Raw genomic sequence first — 15,835 nt, forward strand, 5'->3', positions numbered from 1 at the left:
GTTCCTTACAGAGAGCTGTATTTTTCACGCAGCCGCTGACGCACGAACTCTGCCAGGGTGTTGAACATAAAGGTGAATACAAACAGGACGAAGGCCGCGAGGAAGAGCACCCGGTAGTGGGAGCTACCCACTTCCGACTCCGGCATTTCCACGGCGATGTTCGCCGCCAGGGTACGCAGACCCTGGAACATGGAGAAGTCCATGATGGGGGTATTGCCGGTCGCCATCAGCACTATCATGGTCTCTCCCACGGCGCGGCCAAGGCCCATCATCACGGCCGAGAAGATGCCGGGGCTCGCGGTCAGGATCACCACCCGGCTCAGGGTCTGCCAGGGGGTCGCCCCCAGAGCCAGAGAGCCTTGCGTGAGGTGTTTGGGCACCGAGAACACCGCATCTTCGGCGATGGAGAAGATGGTGGGGATGACCGCGAAGCCCATGGCGATACCGACCACCAGGGAGTTGCGCTGGTCAAACTTTATGCCCATCTCGTGGGTCAGCCAGATGCGCGAATCCCCGTGCATGAAGGCATTCTCGATGAGCGGGCTCAAAGAGAAGGCCCCCCAACCGATGACGAGCAGCACTGGAATGAGCAAGATGGCGTGCCAGCCGTCCGGCAGCCAGGTGCGACCACGCTCCGGCAGGTAGTTCCAGACCAGCGCCGTCAAGAGCATGCCCATGGGCAGCAGGATCAACAGCAGGATGACCCCGGGCAGGGCCCCTTCGATGATGGGGGCAAGCCAGAGACCGGCCAGGAAGCCCAGGATAACGGTCGGCAGGGCCGCCATGATCTCCACCGTCGGCTTGACGTATTTGCGAAGGCTGGCAGACATGAAGTAGGCGGTGTAGATGGCGCCGGCCACGCCGAGCGGCACCGCAAACACCATGGCGTAGAAGGAGGCCTTGAGGGTACCGAATACCAGGGGCACCAGGCTCAGCTTGGCCTCGAAGTCATTGCTGGCGGAGGTGGACTGCCAGACGTATTGCGGCTCGGGATAACCCTCGTACCACACCTGTTGCCACAGGGCGGACCAGGTCACCTCGGGGTGATCGTTCTCCACATCAAACAGCTTGAAGCCATCCCCTTGCTGGGCCAGCAAGAGGTTGTGACGGGGAGAGATGGCGAGCGCCGCCAGGGCCCCGCCTTCCACCTTCTCGGTCAGCAGCTTGGCTTCACCGGTGGCGTGGAAGAAGTTGATGGTGCCATCCTGGGTCGCACTGATGAAGCCCTTGCGAAAATGCTCGGGGGTCAGCAGCGCCACGGCGCCATCGCTCTTGAAGTCACGAATTTGGGTAAACTGGCGCTTGCCATCCTTCGCCACTTCGAACCACTGGGAGATGACGCCATTGTCATTGCCCACCAGCAGGGAGGAGGCGCCGGAGAGCAGCTCGACCCGGGCCACGTTGGCATCGGGGGCGTTGATCTCCATGACATCACGCAGGGAGATATCGTTCAGGTTGTGGATGTCGTAAACAGACAGGCGATTGCCATCGCGCACGAACAGGATCCGCAGATTCGGGGTCAGCAGCATCTGATCCACGTGACGCGGCAGGGAGGGGATGGCGTAGTTTTCACTGCTCCACTCGACTTCCCCGGAGAGGAAATTCTCCTCACCGCTCATCACCGTCATGACGCCACGGCCATCTTCGGTCACGGCGGCGGCGGCCATCTTGTCCTTGGTCGCCTCGAACACCATGCTCGTCAATGCCTTGCCTTGCGGATCCACCACCATGGGCTTATCGCCGAAGGGATGCTGCAGGCTGGGCTCGATGACCCGCACGTCATTGGGATAGGAGACCTTGAAGGAGGGCTGGACCACCAGCGCCTTGCCATCGGCAAAGCCGTAAGCGATGAGCTTCTGGCCCGGTGCCGGGGCGGCGACCGAGGTGATCTGACCGACCATCTGGCTCTGGCCCAGCACCTGACCCACCTTGAGGTTGCCATCGGCCTGGACGGCGAAGAAGCTGACCTGACCCTGGTCGCTGAAGCGATAACCGATCTCGTTCTGCTCCTCGACGCCGAGCCAGGCGGTCTTGCCCTGCACCGGCAGCGTGAAGGAGGAGGTCGCTTCCATGCTGGCGCCATTGAAGATCGGCTTCACCACGTAGAGCAGATAGAAGAAAATAAGCAATAGAGCCACCAGTACCAGACCACCACCCGTGGTGACCCCGTACTTGGCCAACTTGTCCTTGATCCGGCGTTTTCTACTGCCCGCCATGACCAGGTTGATCGATTCCGATGACATGCAAAACCTCAATGTGAGCTAGGCTTGGCGGCATTATATGGCGGTTGCATGACAGTTTTGTTACATGGGGAGGTCGATGGCGCGCTTCTTTTCGGCGCTGGAAAGGGGGCGCTTCTGTCGGGGAATGGGGCGTGCGGCTCCCACCTTATAAAGGCAAAGTACTGGGGTGCGAGAGGAAGGCAGGTTGCCCCGACTGATATAGGCAAAACACCTGAAGGCGGGACGAAGGCAAGTGACTCCGCCAGATGATATAGACAAAACACCTCGGGGCAGGACGAAGGCAGGTTGCTCCATCAGATCTAAGCAAAGCCCCAGGGATACGAGGCGGAGCAGGTTGCCCCGCCCAGATCAGGCGCGGGGGGGGTCCGTCGGCTTGGCGGCCTGCTTCGCCGCCTTCTTTTCGGCGCGGCGCCGCTTGAAGAAGGCCGATAGCTGGGCCGAGCAGACCTCTGCCAGCACGCCCCCCTGCAGCTCGACGCTGTGATTGTGACGAGGGTCCTGCAGGATCTCAAACACCGAACCCGCCGCCCCCGTCTTCAGATCCCGCGCCCCATAGACCACCCGCTTGACCCGGCTGTGAATGAGGGCGCCGGCGCACATGCAGCAAGGCTCCAGGGTCACGTAGAGGGTGGTGTCGAGCAACCGGTAGTTCTGCAGCCGCGTCCCGGCGGCGCGGATCGCCATGATCTCCGCATGGGCGCAAGCGTCGTGTTCGCTGATGGAGCGATTCCACCCCTCTCCCACGACCTCATCGTCCAGCACCAGCACGGCACCCACCGGGATTTCACCTATCCCTTCCGCCTTGCTGGCCAAGGCCATGGCATGGTGCATCCAGCGCTCGTCTTGTTCTGTCTGGCGAATCTCGTCAGCCTGCTCAGATGGCGTCACTCCCGTTCCTCTCATTCGTCGATCTTGGTGGTTCTGGCCTCAGGAAGAGGGTTTTCGTTGCCGCGACCAGCGGCGTTCACCCCAGAGGCCGAGTGGGCGGCGATTATGCCAAATCTCCCGCTGCGGCCCAAGTTTCATCATGGCTGGACAATAAAGAAGCAGTCGGCATCTGACTGATAAAAAAGGAGTTGCGTCCGCAGAGCCAGTTCATTAGACTCCTTTCCCGTCAGCCGAGCTGACTCCGTCGGTGTGTAGCGCAGCCAGGTAGCGCATCTGCATGGGGTGTAGAGGGTCGGAGGTTCGAATCCTCTCACACCGACCAAATTCCCCGAAAATAGCCCAGTCCCTCGACTGGGCTATTTTTTTGTCTGCATATTTCTCCCTGGCCTTGTCGCAAAGCATCCCTGACATCTTTCACCCCATCATCGCGGCCCGCCGCCTTGCCCCATGCCGCGCTATCTTCTTCCTCCATGGCGGCTTTCACCGCCTATTCATGCTGCCATCGTTCGAAAACACAGTGCCGGAATATTTTTTATACAGAACCGCTTGAAGCTTTATAAAAGTCTCGCTAGGATACGCCACTTTTCCGCCGGCCATATAAACAGGGAGGTGGATATTCGGGTGAGGGAGTCACCGACCGGCTTGCAATCCATTGAGGCAAGCACCCATGACGCAAGCAGTTGATACCCAACCCGACCAACCCCTGCTCCCGACCCCGGCCAGCGAATCCGGCAGCACAGAGCACGGCCATATGGTGCACCTCGACGTGATCGATCTCGCCGCCCCGGATGATGACTATTGAACGGCGGCCAGCCCTCCGGCATGGTCAACGCCCCCTCCCTGAGGGGCCTCTTTTCCCCACACGCCGCCCCCTCTTTGACCGCGCCATTCCCACCTGGTCAAAATAACGATAAAACGCTAATAAATCACTTCATGACAGCATAATCAGCTGCCTCATTGCCTTGTCCCCCCTCCCCCCGGCCATCGGCGCCTTGATACAAACCTACGTTATTGCCCGTCATTTTCAGAGACTTTCCCTGCCTGCGTCACACCACCGTATTTCAGACATTTGGTTTTAAACAACAGTTCATCACCGAGTTCTCTTCTAAGCTGGATGCCAACTGAATTCACCGCAGATATTTCATACGGATGTTTTTTAAAAGTCTGGAGTTAGGTCGGGATTTGTTTTTGCATTGGTAATTTTATTACGTAATTAATTACATTTTTGACACCTCCTGACCTCTCCTTCCCCTCCCCCTGGCGAGGCTGGGATGCGAGAGCATAACCATCTACAAAGAGCTTTTGCACTAATCACATAAATCCTTTTAAAACATCATCTTAACTATCTGTAAAAAACAGGTGTTTTAAAAATACGGTTGACGGCACGGGTAATCTTTTGCACCTTATGAGTCATGTTGCCCCGCTGTTACAGGGCCTTTAAGAAAAACAGGGATCGACGTTAGTCGTAGTTAATAAGTTCAAAATGTAACTTTCAAAGGAGTGAACCCTATGTCGGCACCGGCCCAGACCATCAGCAGCACCCGTCTGCGTATGCAAGGCGAAATGCTTCCCGAGTACGCGCAAATCCTGACGCCGGATGCGGTGGCCCTGGTATCCGAACTGGTGGAGCGCTTCGCCCCCCAGCGCAATGAACTGCTCAAGCAGCGCGTGGCCCGCCAGGCGCGCATCGACGGCGGTGAATTACCCGATTTCCTGCCAGAGACGGCCCATATCCGCGAGGGAGACTGGACAGTGCGCGGCATCCCGGCCGATCTGCAGGATCGCCGGGTGGAAATCACCGGCCCGGTGGAGCGCAAGATGGTGATCAACGCCCTCAACGCCAACGTGAAGGTGTTCATGGCGGATTTCGAGGACTCATTGGCGCCGGCCTGGAATAAGGTGATCGAGGGTCAGATCAACCTGCGCGACGCGGTCAATGGCACCATCGCCTACCAGAGTCCGGAAGGGAAATCCTATGCCCTCAAGGCAGATCCCGCCCTGCTCATCTGCCGGGTGCGCGGCCTGCACCTGCCGGAGAAGCACGTCACCTTCGACGGTGCGCCCATTCCCGGCGGCCTGTTCGACTTCGCCCTCTACTTCCTGCACAACCACAAGGCGCTGCTGGCCAAGGGCTCGGGCCCCTACTTCTACCTGCCGAAACTCCAGAGCCACCTGGAAGGTCGCTGGTGGAGCGAGGTATTCGCCTGGACCGAAGACAGATTCGGTCTGCCCCGCGGCACCATCAAGGCCACCGTGCTCATCGAAACCCTGCCGGCGGTGTTCGAGATGGATGAGCTGCTCTATCAGATGAAGGATCACATCGTCGCGCTCAACTGCGGCCGCTGGGACTACATCTTCAGCTACATCAAGACGCTCAAGAACCACCCCGACCGCGTCCTGCCCGACCGCCAGGTGGTCACCATGGACCAGCCCTTCCTGTCGGCTTACTCCCGCCTGCTGATCAAGACCTGTCACAAGCGCGGTGCCCTGGCCATGGGCGGCATGGCGGCCTTCATTCCGGCCAAGGATCCGGCGGTGAATGCCGAGGTGTTTGCCAAGGTGAAGGCGGACAAGGAGCGCGAGGCCAGCAACGGCCACGACGGTACCTGGGTGGCTCACCCCGGCCTCGCTGATACCGCCATGGCCGTGTTCAACGCCGCCATCCCGGCCGGATCGCCCAACCAGTTGACCGTGCTGCGCGAGCAGGATGCCCCCATCACCGCCAGTGAGCTGCTGGCGCCCTGTGAGGGCGAGCGTACCGAGGCGGGCATGCGCACCAACATCCGGGTCGCCCTGCAATATCTGGAAGCCTGGATCAACGGCAACGGCTGTGTGCCCATCTACGGCCTGATGGAAGATGCGGCTACCGCCGAGATCTCTCGCACCTCCATCTGGCAGTGGATCCGCCACGGCAAGAGTCTGTCAAACGGCCAGGTGGTGACCAAGGATCTGTTCCGCCAGATGCTGGCCGAGGAGCTGGAGGTGGTCAAAGGCGAAGTGGGCGAAACCCGCTGGCAGGCCGGCCGCTTTGCCGAGGCGAGCGAGCTGATGGAGCAGATCACCTGCGCCGATACCCTGATCGATTTTCTGACGCTGCCCGGTTACGAGCGGCTCTGAAACTGAGCCCCTCGCGGGGCGGACCAATAACAAGTCAATGGACACGTGAAATCAATGAAAGAGGGAACTGATATGGCACTGACCCGTGAGCAACAGATCCAGGCTATCGAGAAAGACTGGGCAGAGAACCCCCGCTGGAAAGGGATCAAACGCGGCTACAGCGCCGAAGACGTGGTGAATCTGCGCGGCAGCTTGCAGCCGGTGCACACCCTGGCCCAGCGCGGTGCCGACAAGCTGTGGGAACTGATCCACGGCGGCGCCAAGAAGGGCTATGTCAACTGCCTCGGCGCCCTGACCGGCGGCCAGGCGGTGCAACAGGCCAAGGCGGGCATCGAGGCGATTTACCTCTCCGGCTGGCAGGTGGCGGCGGACAACAACCTCTCTTCCACCATGTATCCGGATCAGTCCCTCTATCCGGCCAACTCGGTGCCGTCCGTGGTGGAGCGCATCAACAACTCCTTCGCTCGCGCCGACCAGATCCAGTGGGCCAACAAGGTGGGTCCACAGGACAAGGGCTTCATCGACTACTTCCTGCCCATCGTGGCGGATGCCGAAGCCGGTTTCGGCGGCGTGCTGAACGCGTTTGAACTGATGAAGGGGATGATCGAAGCGGGCGCCGCCGGCGTGCACTTCGAAGATCAGCTGGCCTCCGTCAAGAAGTGCGGCCACATGGGCGGCAAGGTGCTGGTACCGAGCCAGGAAGCTGTGCAAAAGCTCATCGCGGCCCGTCTGGCGGCCGACGTCTGCGGCACCACCACCCTGGTGATCGCCCGCACCGACGCCAACGCAGCGGATCTGCTGACCACGGATGCAGATCCGTACGATGCAGGTTTCCTGACCGGTGAGCGTACCGCTGAGGGCTTCTACAAGGTGCAGGCCGGCATCGAGCAGGCCATCTCCCGCGGCCTGGCCTACGCCCCCTACGCCGACATGGTGTGGTGTGAAACCGCCAAGCCGGACCTGGACGAGGCGCGCAAGTTTGCCGAGGCCATCAAGGCACAGTACCCGGACAAGATCCTGGCCTACAACTGCTCCCCAAGCTTCAACTGGAAGAAGAACCTGGACGATGCCACCATCGCCCGCTTCCAGCAGGAGCTCTCCGACATGGGCTACAAGTACCAGTTCATCACCCTCGCGGGTATCCACAACATGTGGTTCCACATGTACGAGCTAGCCTACCAGTACGCCCGTGGCGAAGGGATGAAGCACTACGTCGAGATGGTGCAGCAGCCCGAGTTTGCCGCCGCCGAGCGGGGCTACACCTTCGTGGCGCACCAGCAGGAGGTGGGAACCGGTTACTTCGACAAGGTGACCACCGTCATCCAGGGCGGCCAGTCCTCGGTGACCGCCCTGACCGGCTCCACCGAAGAAGATCAGTTCCACTGATAACTTACGGATAGCAATAAAAAACCCCGGCCTGGAGCCGGGGTTTCTTTTTGAAAGGCCCCTCTCCCGGAGGGAGAGGGAACAGAGCCTTAGAACCGGTTCACGCTCTGTGACGAGAGGTTGTCAGCAAGGCGAAGAGCAGCGCAGGAACCGGAGTGTGTAAACACACATGAGGCTTCCGAGCAGCACATGAGCCTTGATCACGGCCTCGCAGTAAGAGTGTGAACAGGTTCTCAGAGCTCGAGGATCTCTTTGACAAAGGGAATAGTCAGCTTGCGCTTGGCACGAAAGGAGGCATTGTCGAGCTGATTCAAGGTCGTGAGCAGGGTGCGCATGTCGCGCGACAGCCGGTTGAGCAGGAAGCGCCCCACGTCGATGGGGAGCTTGAAGCCCCGCAGTTCGGCGCGCAGTTGCAGGGCGCTGAGCTTGCCTTCGTCATCAAGCTCGTCCAGATGGAAACTCACCCCCCAGTCGAGACGGGAGGCGAGATCCGGCAGTTGCAGCCCCAATTTACGCGGCGCGCTGCAGCCCGTCACCACCAGGGTTCCCTCTCCCTTCTCTTTCCAGCGGTTGTAGAAATCAAACAGGGCGCGCTCCCAGAGCGCATTGCCGGCGATGGCCTCCAGGCTGTCGAGGCAGACCAGGGGCAGGCTCTCGAGGGCGTCGAGCATGCTGGGATCCAGCTGTTCGAACTGATCGAGGGAGAGGTAAGCAGCAGCGGCATCCCTGGCGTTGACTTCGGCACAGGTGGCATGGAGCAGGTGGGAGCGCCCGGAGCCCTTGGCTCCCCAGAAATAGAGGAAAGGTGAGCCCTGACCAATGGCCGCATTCTTGAGGGCGGTGATCAGATGGGCGTTATTGCCGGGATAAAAACTGACGAAGGTTTCATCATCCGGTAATTGTACGGCTAAAGACAGTTGGGCCGGTTGCTTCACTCGTTGGGCTTTGACTGTGATATTTGTGCCCAAGTGTATCATTGCAGTGGCGGATAGAGAACCGCCCGGGCCAGGCCGGGCGGTGTGGATCCTCAACAAGGATCCAGGGTGCGACCATGAGTGGCGCATCTTGTCCCCATGGCGGGACGCCAGATCCTCAAACAGGATCAGGGCTGGGACCACTGATAGCGCAGACCCTGCTCGTTGTCTTCCACCTGATGCAGCCGGCTCTCCAGTTGCAACCCGCGCACCAGCTCGGCCTTGTCCCCTTGCAGCGTGAGGTTGAAGGTGACCTTGTCCCCTTCCAGCTTGCCGATCGCCACCTTGGTGACCGTGGCCATGCCTTGCAGCATCTTCTGCATCTGGATCATGCCATCGATGCCGGACAAGCCTTCCACCACCAGCGTCTGGCTGGAGACCACGCCCGAGATGCGCGTGCCATAGCTCTGTACCAGCCAGCCGGCCAGGGCATCGGCGAAGCCTTGTGCCACCTCGGCCTGGGTACCGGAACCCGACCCTTTGGTCAGCTCGGTCAGCTCACCGCCCTGGGCGCCCGGCTTGGTGCCGTAGAGCCCCCAGTCGATGCTCCACTTGCCCTCTTCCTTGTCATCAGGCGACAGCTTGCCGAGCACCACCATCTCGGCGCCGTAGCGCTGGCTGGCGGCCAGGATGGGATCGGCAAAGCGTCCCCACACATCGGTGGCGTTGACCGCCATGTTGTCATCCAAATCCATCAGAGGAATGCTCACCGGCAGTCCCATGGCCTGGGTCTGGGCCCGCAATGCCGCCGCCCAGCCATCGCTGGACTGATCCGCCAGGATGCGGCGCTCCCCCTGATCCACCACCAACCAGATGGCCATCTGCGGGCGTGCAGGTCCGAGCAGGGCAAACTTGCTCTGGCCGATCAGGGCGTTGACCTTGGCGACGTTGAAGTCGGCCTTGAGAAACTTGACCGGCCCCACATCCTGATAGCCATATTGCTGCACATAGTCGGCGGGGGCCGCCAGCGCCTTGACCACCTCGGGCTGGGTCAGGATGTCGCGCTTGCCACTCACCTTGATGAGCACCTCCCCCAATGCCTGGGACTGGGCGGCAGCCGTATCACCACTGGTCGGCGCCTTGCCCTGATAGAGATCGCTCACCTGGGCGGCCGACACCACCAAGGGCAGACAACAGCAGAGAAATGTTGCTAAGCGTTTCAGCATAAAGAAGATTCTCGAAATGGGAGATGGTGCTTATGGTAGCGGCAAGGCCGCTTTATCAGCAAGGCAAGCGGCCGGTACAACACCAAAAAGCGTGAAGCCGGCACGAGGCCGGCTTCACGGAGAGACAATCAGGACTTACTTGGTACCGAAGATCTTGTCACCGGCATCGCCGAGACCGGGCACGATATAGCCCTTCTCGTTCAGCCCCTGATCGATAGAGGCGCAGTAGAGCTCCACGTCCGGGTGGGCGGCTTCCAGCGCCTTGATGCCTTCCGGGGCGGCAACCAGCACCAGCACCTTGATGGACTGGCAGCCCTTCTTCTTGAGGAGATCGATGGTGGCAATCATGGAGCCGCCAGTGGCCAGCATGGGGTCGATGACCAGGGCCAGACGCTCCTCGATGTTGCTGACGATCTTCTCGAAATAGGGGACCGGCTGCAGGGTCTCTTCGTCGCGGTAGATACCGACCACGCTGACACGGGCACTCGGCATGTGCTCGAGCACACCGTCCATCATGCCAAGACCGGCGCGCAGGATGGGCACGACGGTGACCTTCTTGCCCTTGATCTGGTCAACTTCTACTGGCCCGTTCCAGCCATCGATGGTAACCTTCTCCGTTTCGAAGTCAGAGGTCGCTTCGTAGGTCAACAAACTGCCCACTTCTTTGGCCAGTTCACGGAAACGCTTGGTGCTGATATCGCCTTCACGCATCAGACCGATCTTGTGCTTGACCAGGGGGTGTTTGACTTCAACGACTTTCATTATTATCTCCTCTAACTGCCGCAAAAAAATCGCGGAATCATACAACAAAAGCCGCCGCTTGTAGAGCTTTTCCACGCAAAAACGCGCAAACGATTTCCTTTCTGCTTTTACCCCGCCGCTGGTAGAATACGCCCCGAATTTTACCCTCCACTTGTTTATATGACGGGGAATACGCGTGACTGACAAAACCTCACTGAGCTACAAGGATGCTGGCGTAGATATCGATGCCGGCAATGCACTGGTTGAACGTATCAAGGGCGTGTCAAAGCGCACTCGTCGTCCTGAAGTCCTTGGTGGTCTTGGCGGCTTTGGAGCCCTGTGTCAGATCCCTGCTGGCTACAAGGAGCCGGTGCTGGTCTCGGGCACCGACGGGGTGGGCACCAAGCTGCGTCTCGCCATCGATCTGAAGAAGCACGACACCGTGGGCATCGATCTGGTGGCCATGTGCGTCAATGACCTGATCGTGCAAGGCGCCGAACCCCTCTTCTTCCTCGACTACTACGCCACCGGCAAGCTGGACGTGGACACCGCCGCCGCCGTGGTGACCGGCATTGGCACCGGTTGCGAGCAGTCAGGCTGTGCCCTGGTGGGCGGTGAGACCGCCGAGATGCCGGGCATGTACGAAGGGGAAGACTACGACATCGCCGGATTCTGCGTCGGCGTGGTGGAAAAAAGCGAGATCATCGACGGCAGCAAGGTCGGTGACGGGGATGCCCTGATCGCCCTGGCCGCAAGCGGCCCCCACTCCAACGGCTTCTCTCTCATCCGCAAGATCCTGGAAGTCTCCAAGGCCGACGTGCATCAGCCGCTGGGTGATACCACCCTGGCCAACGCCCTGCTGGAGCCGACCCGCATCTACGTGAAACCCGTGCTCAAGCTCATCAAGGAGTGCGAAATTCACGCCCTCTCCCACATCACCGGCGGTGGCTTCTGGGAGAACATACCGCGCGTATTGCCCGCTGGCACCCAGGCGGTGATCGACGAGCAGAGCTGGCAGTGGCCGGCGGTGTTCAGCTGGCTGCAGCAGGCTGGCAACGTCACCCGCCACGAGATGTATCGCACCTTCAACTGCGGCGTCGGCATGATCATCGCCCTGCCGGCGGATCAACTGGAGAAAGCCCTGACCCTGCTCAAGGCCGAAGGTGAGAATGCCTGGCACATCGGCCATATTGCCAAGGCGGCCGAGGGTGAGGAGCAGGTCATCATTCAATGAGTGACCAGAGCCACGGCCAAATGGCCTCCCCGATGAAACGCATCCTGGTGCTGATCTCCGGCAGCGGCAGCAACCTGCAGACCATCCTGGACCATTGCGCCAACGGCAAGATTGCGGGCCAGGTGGTCGGTGTCATCAGCAACAAGGCCGATGCCTATGGGCTGGTGCGCGCCGAGCAGGCCGGGGTAGCCACCAGCGTGCTGGCCCAGCAGCAGTTTGCCTGCCGGGAGGATTACGATCTCGCCCTGCAGGGGCTGATGGCGGGCTATCAGCCGGATCTGGTGGTATTGGCGGGCTTTATGCGGATCCTGAGCGGCGATCTGGTGCGCCACTTCGCCGGGAAGATGGTCAACATCCACCCCTCCCTGCTGCCGAAGTATCAGGGGCTGCACACCCATCAGCGCGCCATCGATGCCGGTGACGAGGAACACGGTGCCAGCGTCCACTTCGTCACCGAGGAGCTGGACGGCGGCCCGGTGATCCTGCAGGCCCGTGTTCCCATCTTCGAAGGGGATGAGGCCGATGAGGTGGCAGCTCGGGTGCAGGCCCAGGAGCACAGCATCTATCCCCTGGTGGTGCAGTGGTTCTGTGAAGGCCGCCTGCAGATGCAGGAGGGAACCGCCTTCCTGGATGCTGCGGCGCTCGGCCCGGCGGGTTATGCCAGCGAATAAGCCGACCCCGTTCCGACAGATGAAAAAAGGAGGCCGATGGCCTCCTTTTTATTGTTTAAAACACGCAATTCTCAGCATTTTAGCAAATCAAAAACCAATAACTCAGCGCACTCATCTACCACAATGGCATCAGACAGTGCGATACGCTGCCGCCCCTAGACCGGATTATCGATGTCGATAAAGGTCACATCCAGCCCATGCACGGTGGCGAGCCACTCCCCCAGCGCCTTGACGCCGTAGCGCTCGGTGGCGTGATGGCCGGCGGCGTAGAAGTGCATGCCCATTTCGCGGGCGGTGTGGATGGTCTGCTCCGAGGCCTCTCCCGAGATGAAGGCATCGATGCCCTGCTCCGCCGCCTGGCTGATGTAGCTCTGGCCACCGCCGGTGCACCAGGCCACGGAACGGATAAGCTCGGGGCCGCTGTCACCGCAATGGAGCGGCTCACGGCCGAGCCGCTCGGCGATGAGTTTCGCAAAATCAGAGCCATTCATGGGCTCTTCCAGCTTGCCCACCATGGCCACGCTCTTGCTGTTCCAGGATTCGAGGCCGCGGCGCACCTTGATGCCGAGCAGCTTGGCGAGCTGGGCGTTGTTGCCCACCTCGGGGTGCACATCGAGCGGCAGGTGATAGGCGAACAGGTTGATGTCGTGGGTCAGCAATGTCTTGAGGCGGCGCTGCTTCATGCCGGTGACCTGAGCCGGTTCGCCGCTCCAGAAGTAGCCGTGATGAACCAGGATGGCGTCGGCATTGGCCGCCACCGCCGCATCGAGCAGAGCCTGGCTGGCGGTGACGCCGGTCACCACCTTGCGGATGCGCTCACGCCCCTCCACCTGCAGGCCGTTGGGGCAGTAATCCTTGATGGCGTGGGGTTCGAGCAGGTGGTTGAGCAGGGATTCCAGTTTTCGATGAGAGATCATGGGGGTCTCCTAACAGGGGCCCGCGCCAGCCATGGCGCCGTGAGCCCGGATACGGAACATCAGGCCCCCATGATAATCGAGCCGGGCCTCCAAGGCCACGGCGCAGGCCGCCAGGTGTCAGGCGGGCAGCTCGATGCCCGCGTCCCGCATCTGTGCCAGCTTGTAGCGCAGGGTGCGCGGGCTGATACCGAGCCTGTCGGCCACCGCCTTGCGGCTGCCGTTGCACTCCTGCAGGGTATCGAGAATGATCTGGTGCTCCTGCAATTTCAACTCGCTGCCGAGCCCCTCGCTCGCGGCCGGCCGCTCCAGCGGGCGTACCAGCCCCTCGTTCATCTCCTCGTCGCTCTCTTCGAGCAGCAGCTCAGCCTCCCCGATCACCCCGTCCGGGCTCAGGATCAGGGCGCGCTGCACCACGTTGTCGAGTTCGCGCACGTTGCCGGGCCAGCCATGGGCCAACAGCCGGGACTTGGCGCTCTCCTTGAGCCGTGGGGCGGGCAGCCCCATCTGGCTGGCGTGCAGCGCCAGCAGGTGCTCGGCCAGGGGCAGGATGTCGCCGGGCCGCTCCCAGAGCGCGGTCCAGCGCAGGGGAAAGACGTTGAGACGGTAGTAGAGATCCTCACGAAACAGCCCATCCTGCACCGCCTTCTTGAGATCCCGGTTGCTGGTGGCGATGACCCGCACGTCCAGCGGGATCATCTTGCGGCTGCCGAGCCGCTCCACCTCTTTCTCCTGCAGCACCCGCAGCAGCTTGGCCTGCAGGCCGAGATCCATCTCGGTGATCTCGTCGAGCAGCAGAGTTCCGCCCTGGGCCTGTTCAAACTTGCCGGGGCAGCCCTGGACGGCACCGGTGAAGGCCCCCTTCTCGTAGCCAAACAGGGTCGCCTCCAGCATGTTCTCCGGAATGGCGGCGCAGTTGATGGCGATGAAGGTCTGCTCGGCACGGCTGGAGTTGTCGTGGATATAGCGGGCCAGCACCTCCTTGCCGGTACCGCTTGGCCCCGTCACCATGACGGTGGCCTCGCTGCGCGCCACCCGGGTCGCCAGCTGGAACAGCTCGGCGGTCTTGGGATCCCCATGGACCACGGCCCGTTTCTCGATCTTCTGGGGCGGCACGTAGCGGCTCACCTGATTGAGCAGCACCTCGGGGGAGAAAGGCTTGGCGAGATAGTCGATGGCCCCCTCCCGCATGGCGCGCACCGCGCCGTCGATGTTGGCGTAGGCGGTCATCAGCAGCACCGGCACCTGGGGATACTGCTGGCGAATGTTGGCCAGCAGGGTTAGGCCATCCATGCCCCCCATCTGGATATCCGAGATCACCATGTCAAAGCTCTGGCGAGAGAGGGCCAGCAGGGCCCGCTCGCCGCTGTCGGCCTCACGGCACTCGTAACCGCCGAGCAGCAGGGTATCCACCAGGGCCTCGCGCAGGCCGCTGTCATCTTCCACTACCAGAATGCGGGCCTGGGTCATGCCACACCTCCAAGGCGCACCACCGCCTGATGCAGCGGGAATGAGAGGGTAAAGCAGGTGCCCTCACCGGGCACGGAGGCGACGCTGACCTCCCCCTGATGAGCCCGCACCACGGATTGCACCACCGCCAGGCCAAGGCCGGTGCCCTGGGAGCGGGTGGTGAAGAAGGGCTCGAAGATCTGGCCAAGCAGCTTGGCGGGCATCCCCTTGCCGTTGTCGAGGATACGCAGTTCCACCCGGGCACCGCTGCGCACCGCGCTCACTAGCAGGGAGGTGGCCCCCGCCTGCTGGGCGTTGGCGATCAGGTTGTTGATGGCGCCGGCCAGGGCGCTGTTATTGGCCAGCAGGCAGAGATCCGGCTCCGGCGCCTCCATGTGCAGGGTGCAGCCCTGCTGCTGGCAGAAGGCCTCGGCCCCCGCCTGCACCTCGGCCAGCAGTCCCTGTACCGAAACCGGCGTGACCACCTGGTTGTCGCCGTTGCGGGCGAACAGCAGGATGTCGTTGATCTGCTTTTCCAGATCCTGCAGCCGCGCCATCAGCTTTTGCTGGAACTGGCTGCGGGATTCGGGCTTGAGGGTGCGGTTCGCGAGGTTGGCCGCATAGAGCATGGCGGCGGAGAGAGGGGTACGGATCTGGTGGGCCAGGGTGGCGGCCATGTTGCCGAGGGCCGACAGCCGCTTCATGCGGTTGACCCTGTCCTGCAACTGGCGGGTCTCGGTGAGATCCGTGATAAACACCAGCTGGCCCGGTTGATCCGCCAGCGGCTGGGTCGAGAGCTGGACCCGGCGACCGTCCCGCAGGGAGATCTCGTGACCGTCGTCTTCACGGGGATGGAAGCTGCGGGCGATGATCTCGCGCCAGGGCTGTCCCTCTAGTGGCTCCCCCAGCAGGGCCAGGGCGGCCGGGTTGGCGCGGGTGATGCAGCCCTCCCCATCCAGCAGCAACACGCCGGTCGGCAGTGCCTGGAAGATGGCGTAGAGCTGGCTCACCTCGTGAGACTGGAGCGGATTGTCCTGCTGGAGCATTGTCAT

13 protein-coding genes and 1 tRNA gene are annotated in these 15,835 nt (G+C 61.5%); 6 read left to right on the top strand and 8 right to left on the bottom strand.

The window, feature by feature from the left end; translation table 11 throughout:
• Positions 1–5: 5 nt before the first annotated feature.
• Complete coding sequence (locus VZC39_RS12960) at positions 6–2,243, bottom strand: ABC transporter permease subunit (protein WP_434663018.1); 2,238 nt, start codon at positions 2,241–2,243, stop codon at positions 6–8.
• A gap of 348 nt (positions 2,244–2,591) precedes the next feature.
• Positions 2,592–3,074 (bottom strand): tRNA adenosine(34) deaminase TadA, encoded by a 483-nt coding sequence (gene tadA, locus VZC39_RS12965; protein WP_434668473.1) that lies wholly within the window; start codon positions 3,072–3,074, stop codon positions 2,592–2,594.
• Positions 3,075–3,376: 302 nt separating this feature from the next.
• On the opposite strand from tadA, the gene VZC39_RS12970 reads away from it, so the two are divergent.
• From VZC39_RS12970 to aceA, 4 genes are all read left to right on the top strand, one after another.
• Positions 3,377–3,453, top strand: a tRNA-Pro gene (locus tag VZC39_RS12970).
• A 345-nt stretch (positions 3,454–3,798) separates the two neighbouring features.
• Positions 3,799–3,933 (top strand): hypothetical protein, encoded by a 135-nt coding sequence (locus VZC39_RS12975; RefSeq protein ID WP_349918465.1) that lies wholly within the window; start codon positions 3,799–3,801, stop codon positions 3,931–3,933.
• A 707-nt stretch (positions 3,934–4,640) separates the two neighbouring features.
• Positions 4,641–6,248 carry a malate synthase A gene (aceB, locus tag VZC39_RS12980; RefSeq protein ID WP_349918466.1) on the top strand — a complete coding sequence of 536 codons (1,608 nt, stop codon included), beginning with the start codon at positions 4,641–4,643 and terminating at the stop codon, positions 6,246–6,248.
• 72 nt (positions 6,249–6,320) lie between these two features.
• Positions 6,321–7,634 carry an isocitrate lyase gene (gene aceA, locus VZC39_RS12985; protein WP_378013543.1) on the top strand — a complete coding sequence of 438 codons (1,314 nt, stop codon included), beginning with the start codon at positions 6,321–6,323 and terminating at the stop codon, positions 7,632–7,634.
• A gap of 233 nt (positions 7,635–7,867) precedes the next feature.
• Here the strand turns inward: aceA and hda are convergent, their stop codons facing one another.
• From hda to upp, 3 genes are all read right to left on the bottom strand, one after another.
• Entirely contained in the window at positions 7,868–8,569 is a 702-nt protein-coding gene (hda, locus tag VZC39_RS12990; RefSeq protein ID WP_010633474.1) for a DnaA inactivator Hda, read from the bottom strand.
• A 167-nt stretch (positions 8,570–8,736) separates the two neighbouring features.
• The gene (locus tag VZC39_RS12995; protein WP_349918468.1) at positions 8,737–9,774 is read right to left on the bottom strand and encodes a DUF2066 domain-containing protein; all 1,038 of its coding nucleotides are present in this window, start codon (positions 9,772–9,774) and stop codon (positions 8,737–8,739) included.
• A gap of 135 nt (positions 9,775–9,909) precedes the next feature.
• On the bottom strand, positions 9,910–10,536 hold the full coding sequence (upp, locus tag VZC39_RS13000; RefSeq protein ID WP_434663023.1) for a uracil phosphoribosyltransferase: 627 nt from the start codon (positions 10,534–10,536) through the stop codon (positions 9,910–9,912).
• 175 nt (positions 10,537–10,711) lie between these two features.
• Between upp and purM the strand changes: the two genes are divergently transcribed.
• Together purM and purN are read left to right on the top strand one after the other, a co-directional pair.
• Positions 10,712–11,749 (top strand): phosphoribosylformylglycinamidine cyclo-ligase, encoded by a 1,038-nt coding sequence (gene purM, locus VZC39_RS13005; RefSeq protein WP_434663026.1) that lies wholly within the window; start codon positions 10,712–10,714, stop codon positions 11,747–11,749.
• A 32-nt stretch (positions 11,750–11,781) separates the two neighbouring features.
• Complete coding sequence (purN, locus tag VZC39_RS13010; protein WP_434663029.1) at positions 11,782–12,420, top strand: phosphoribosylglycinamide formyltransferase; 639 nt, start codon at positions 11,782–11,784, stop codon at positions 12,418–12,420.
• 155 nt (positions 12,421–12,575) lie between these two features.
• Here purN and VZC39_RS13015 read toward each other — a convergent pair whose 3' ends face one another.
• The 3 genes from VZC39_RS13015 to VZC39_RS13025 all read right to left on the bottom strand — a co-directional run bounded on the left by VZC39_RS13015 (position 12,576) and on the right by VZC39_RS13025 (position 15,835).
• Positions 12,576–13,337, bottom strand: a complete 762-nt coding sequence (locus tag VZC39_RS13015; RefSeq protein ID WP_434663031.1) for a Nif3-like dinuclear metal center hexameric protein — start codon at positions 13,335–13,337, stop codon at positions 12,576–12,578.
• Positions 13,338–13,454: 117 nt separating this feature from the next.
• Positions 13,455–14,804: a sigma-54-dependent transcriptional regulator gene (locus VZC39_RS13020; protein ID WP_434663034.1), complete on the bottom strand. Its 1,350-nt coding sequence runs from the start codon at positions 14,802–14,804 to the stop codon at positions 13,455–13,457.
• The gene (locus VZC39_RS13025; protein WP_434663037.1) at positions 14,801–15,835 is read right to left on the bottom strand and encodes a sensor histidine kinase; all 1,035 of its coding nucleotides are present in this window, start codon (positions 15,833–15,835) and stop codon (positions 14,801–14,803) included. The genes VZC39_RS13020 and VZC39_RS13025 overlap by 4 nt, the downstream gene beginning before the upstream one ends.

The organism is Aeromonas sp. NJAU223 (assembly GCF_051125555.1).
GTDB lineage: Bacteria > Pseudomonadota > Gammaproteobacteria > Enterobacterales > Aeromonadaceae > Aeromonas > Aeromonas veronii_G.

What these genes read in the sequence shown, in the direction of transcription:
- VZC39_RS12960 (WP_434663018.1), bottom strand. Translation starts at nt 2,243, where the DNA reads ATGTCATCGGAATCGATCAACCTGGTCATGGCGGGCAGTAGAAAACGC.
- tadA (WP_434668473.1), bottom strand. Translation starts at nt 3,074, where the DNA reads ATGCACCATGCCATGGCCTTGGCCAGCAAGGCGGAAGGGATAGGTGAA.
- VZC39_RS12975 (WP_349918465.1), top strand. Translation starts at nt 3,799, where the DNA reads ATGACGCAAGCAGTTGATACCCAACCCGACCAACCCCTGCTCCCGACC.
- aceB (WP_349918466.1), top strand. Translation starts at nt 4,641, where the DNA reads ATGTCGGCACCGGCCCAGACCATCAGCAGCACCCGTCTGCGTATGCAA.
- aceA (WP_378013543.1), top strand. Translation starts at nt 6,321, where the DNA reads ATGGCACTGACCCGTGAGCAACAGATCCAGGCTATCGAGAAAGACTGG.
- VZC39_RS12995 (WP_349918468.1), bottom strand. Translation starts at nt 9,774, where the DNA reads ATGCTGAAACGCTTAGCAACATTTCTCTGCTGTTGTCTGCCCTTGGTG.
- upp (WP_434663023.1), bottom strand. Translation starts at nt 10,536, where the DNA reads ATGAAAGTCGTTGAAGTCAAACACCCCCTGGTCAAGCACAAGATCGGT.
- purN (WP_434663029.1), top strand. Translation starts at nt 11,782, where the DNA reads ATGAAACGCATCCTGGTGCTGATCTCCGGCAGCGGCAGCAACCTGCAG.
- VZC39_RS13015 (WP_434663031.1), bottom strand. Translation starts at nt 13,337, where the DNA reads ATGATCTCTCATCGAAAACTGGAATCCCTGCTCAACCACCTGCTCGAA.
- VZC39_RS13020 (WP_434663034.1), bottom strand. Translation starts at nt 14,804, where the DNA reads ATGACCCAGGCCCGCATTCTGGTAGTGGAAGATGACAGCGGCCTGCGC.
- VZC39_RS13025 (WP_434663037.1), bottom strand. Translation starts at nt 15,835, where the DNA reads ATGACAATGCTCCAGCAGGACAATCCGCTCCAGTCTCACGAGGTGAGC.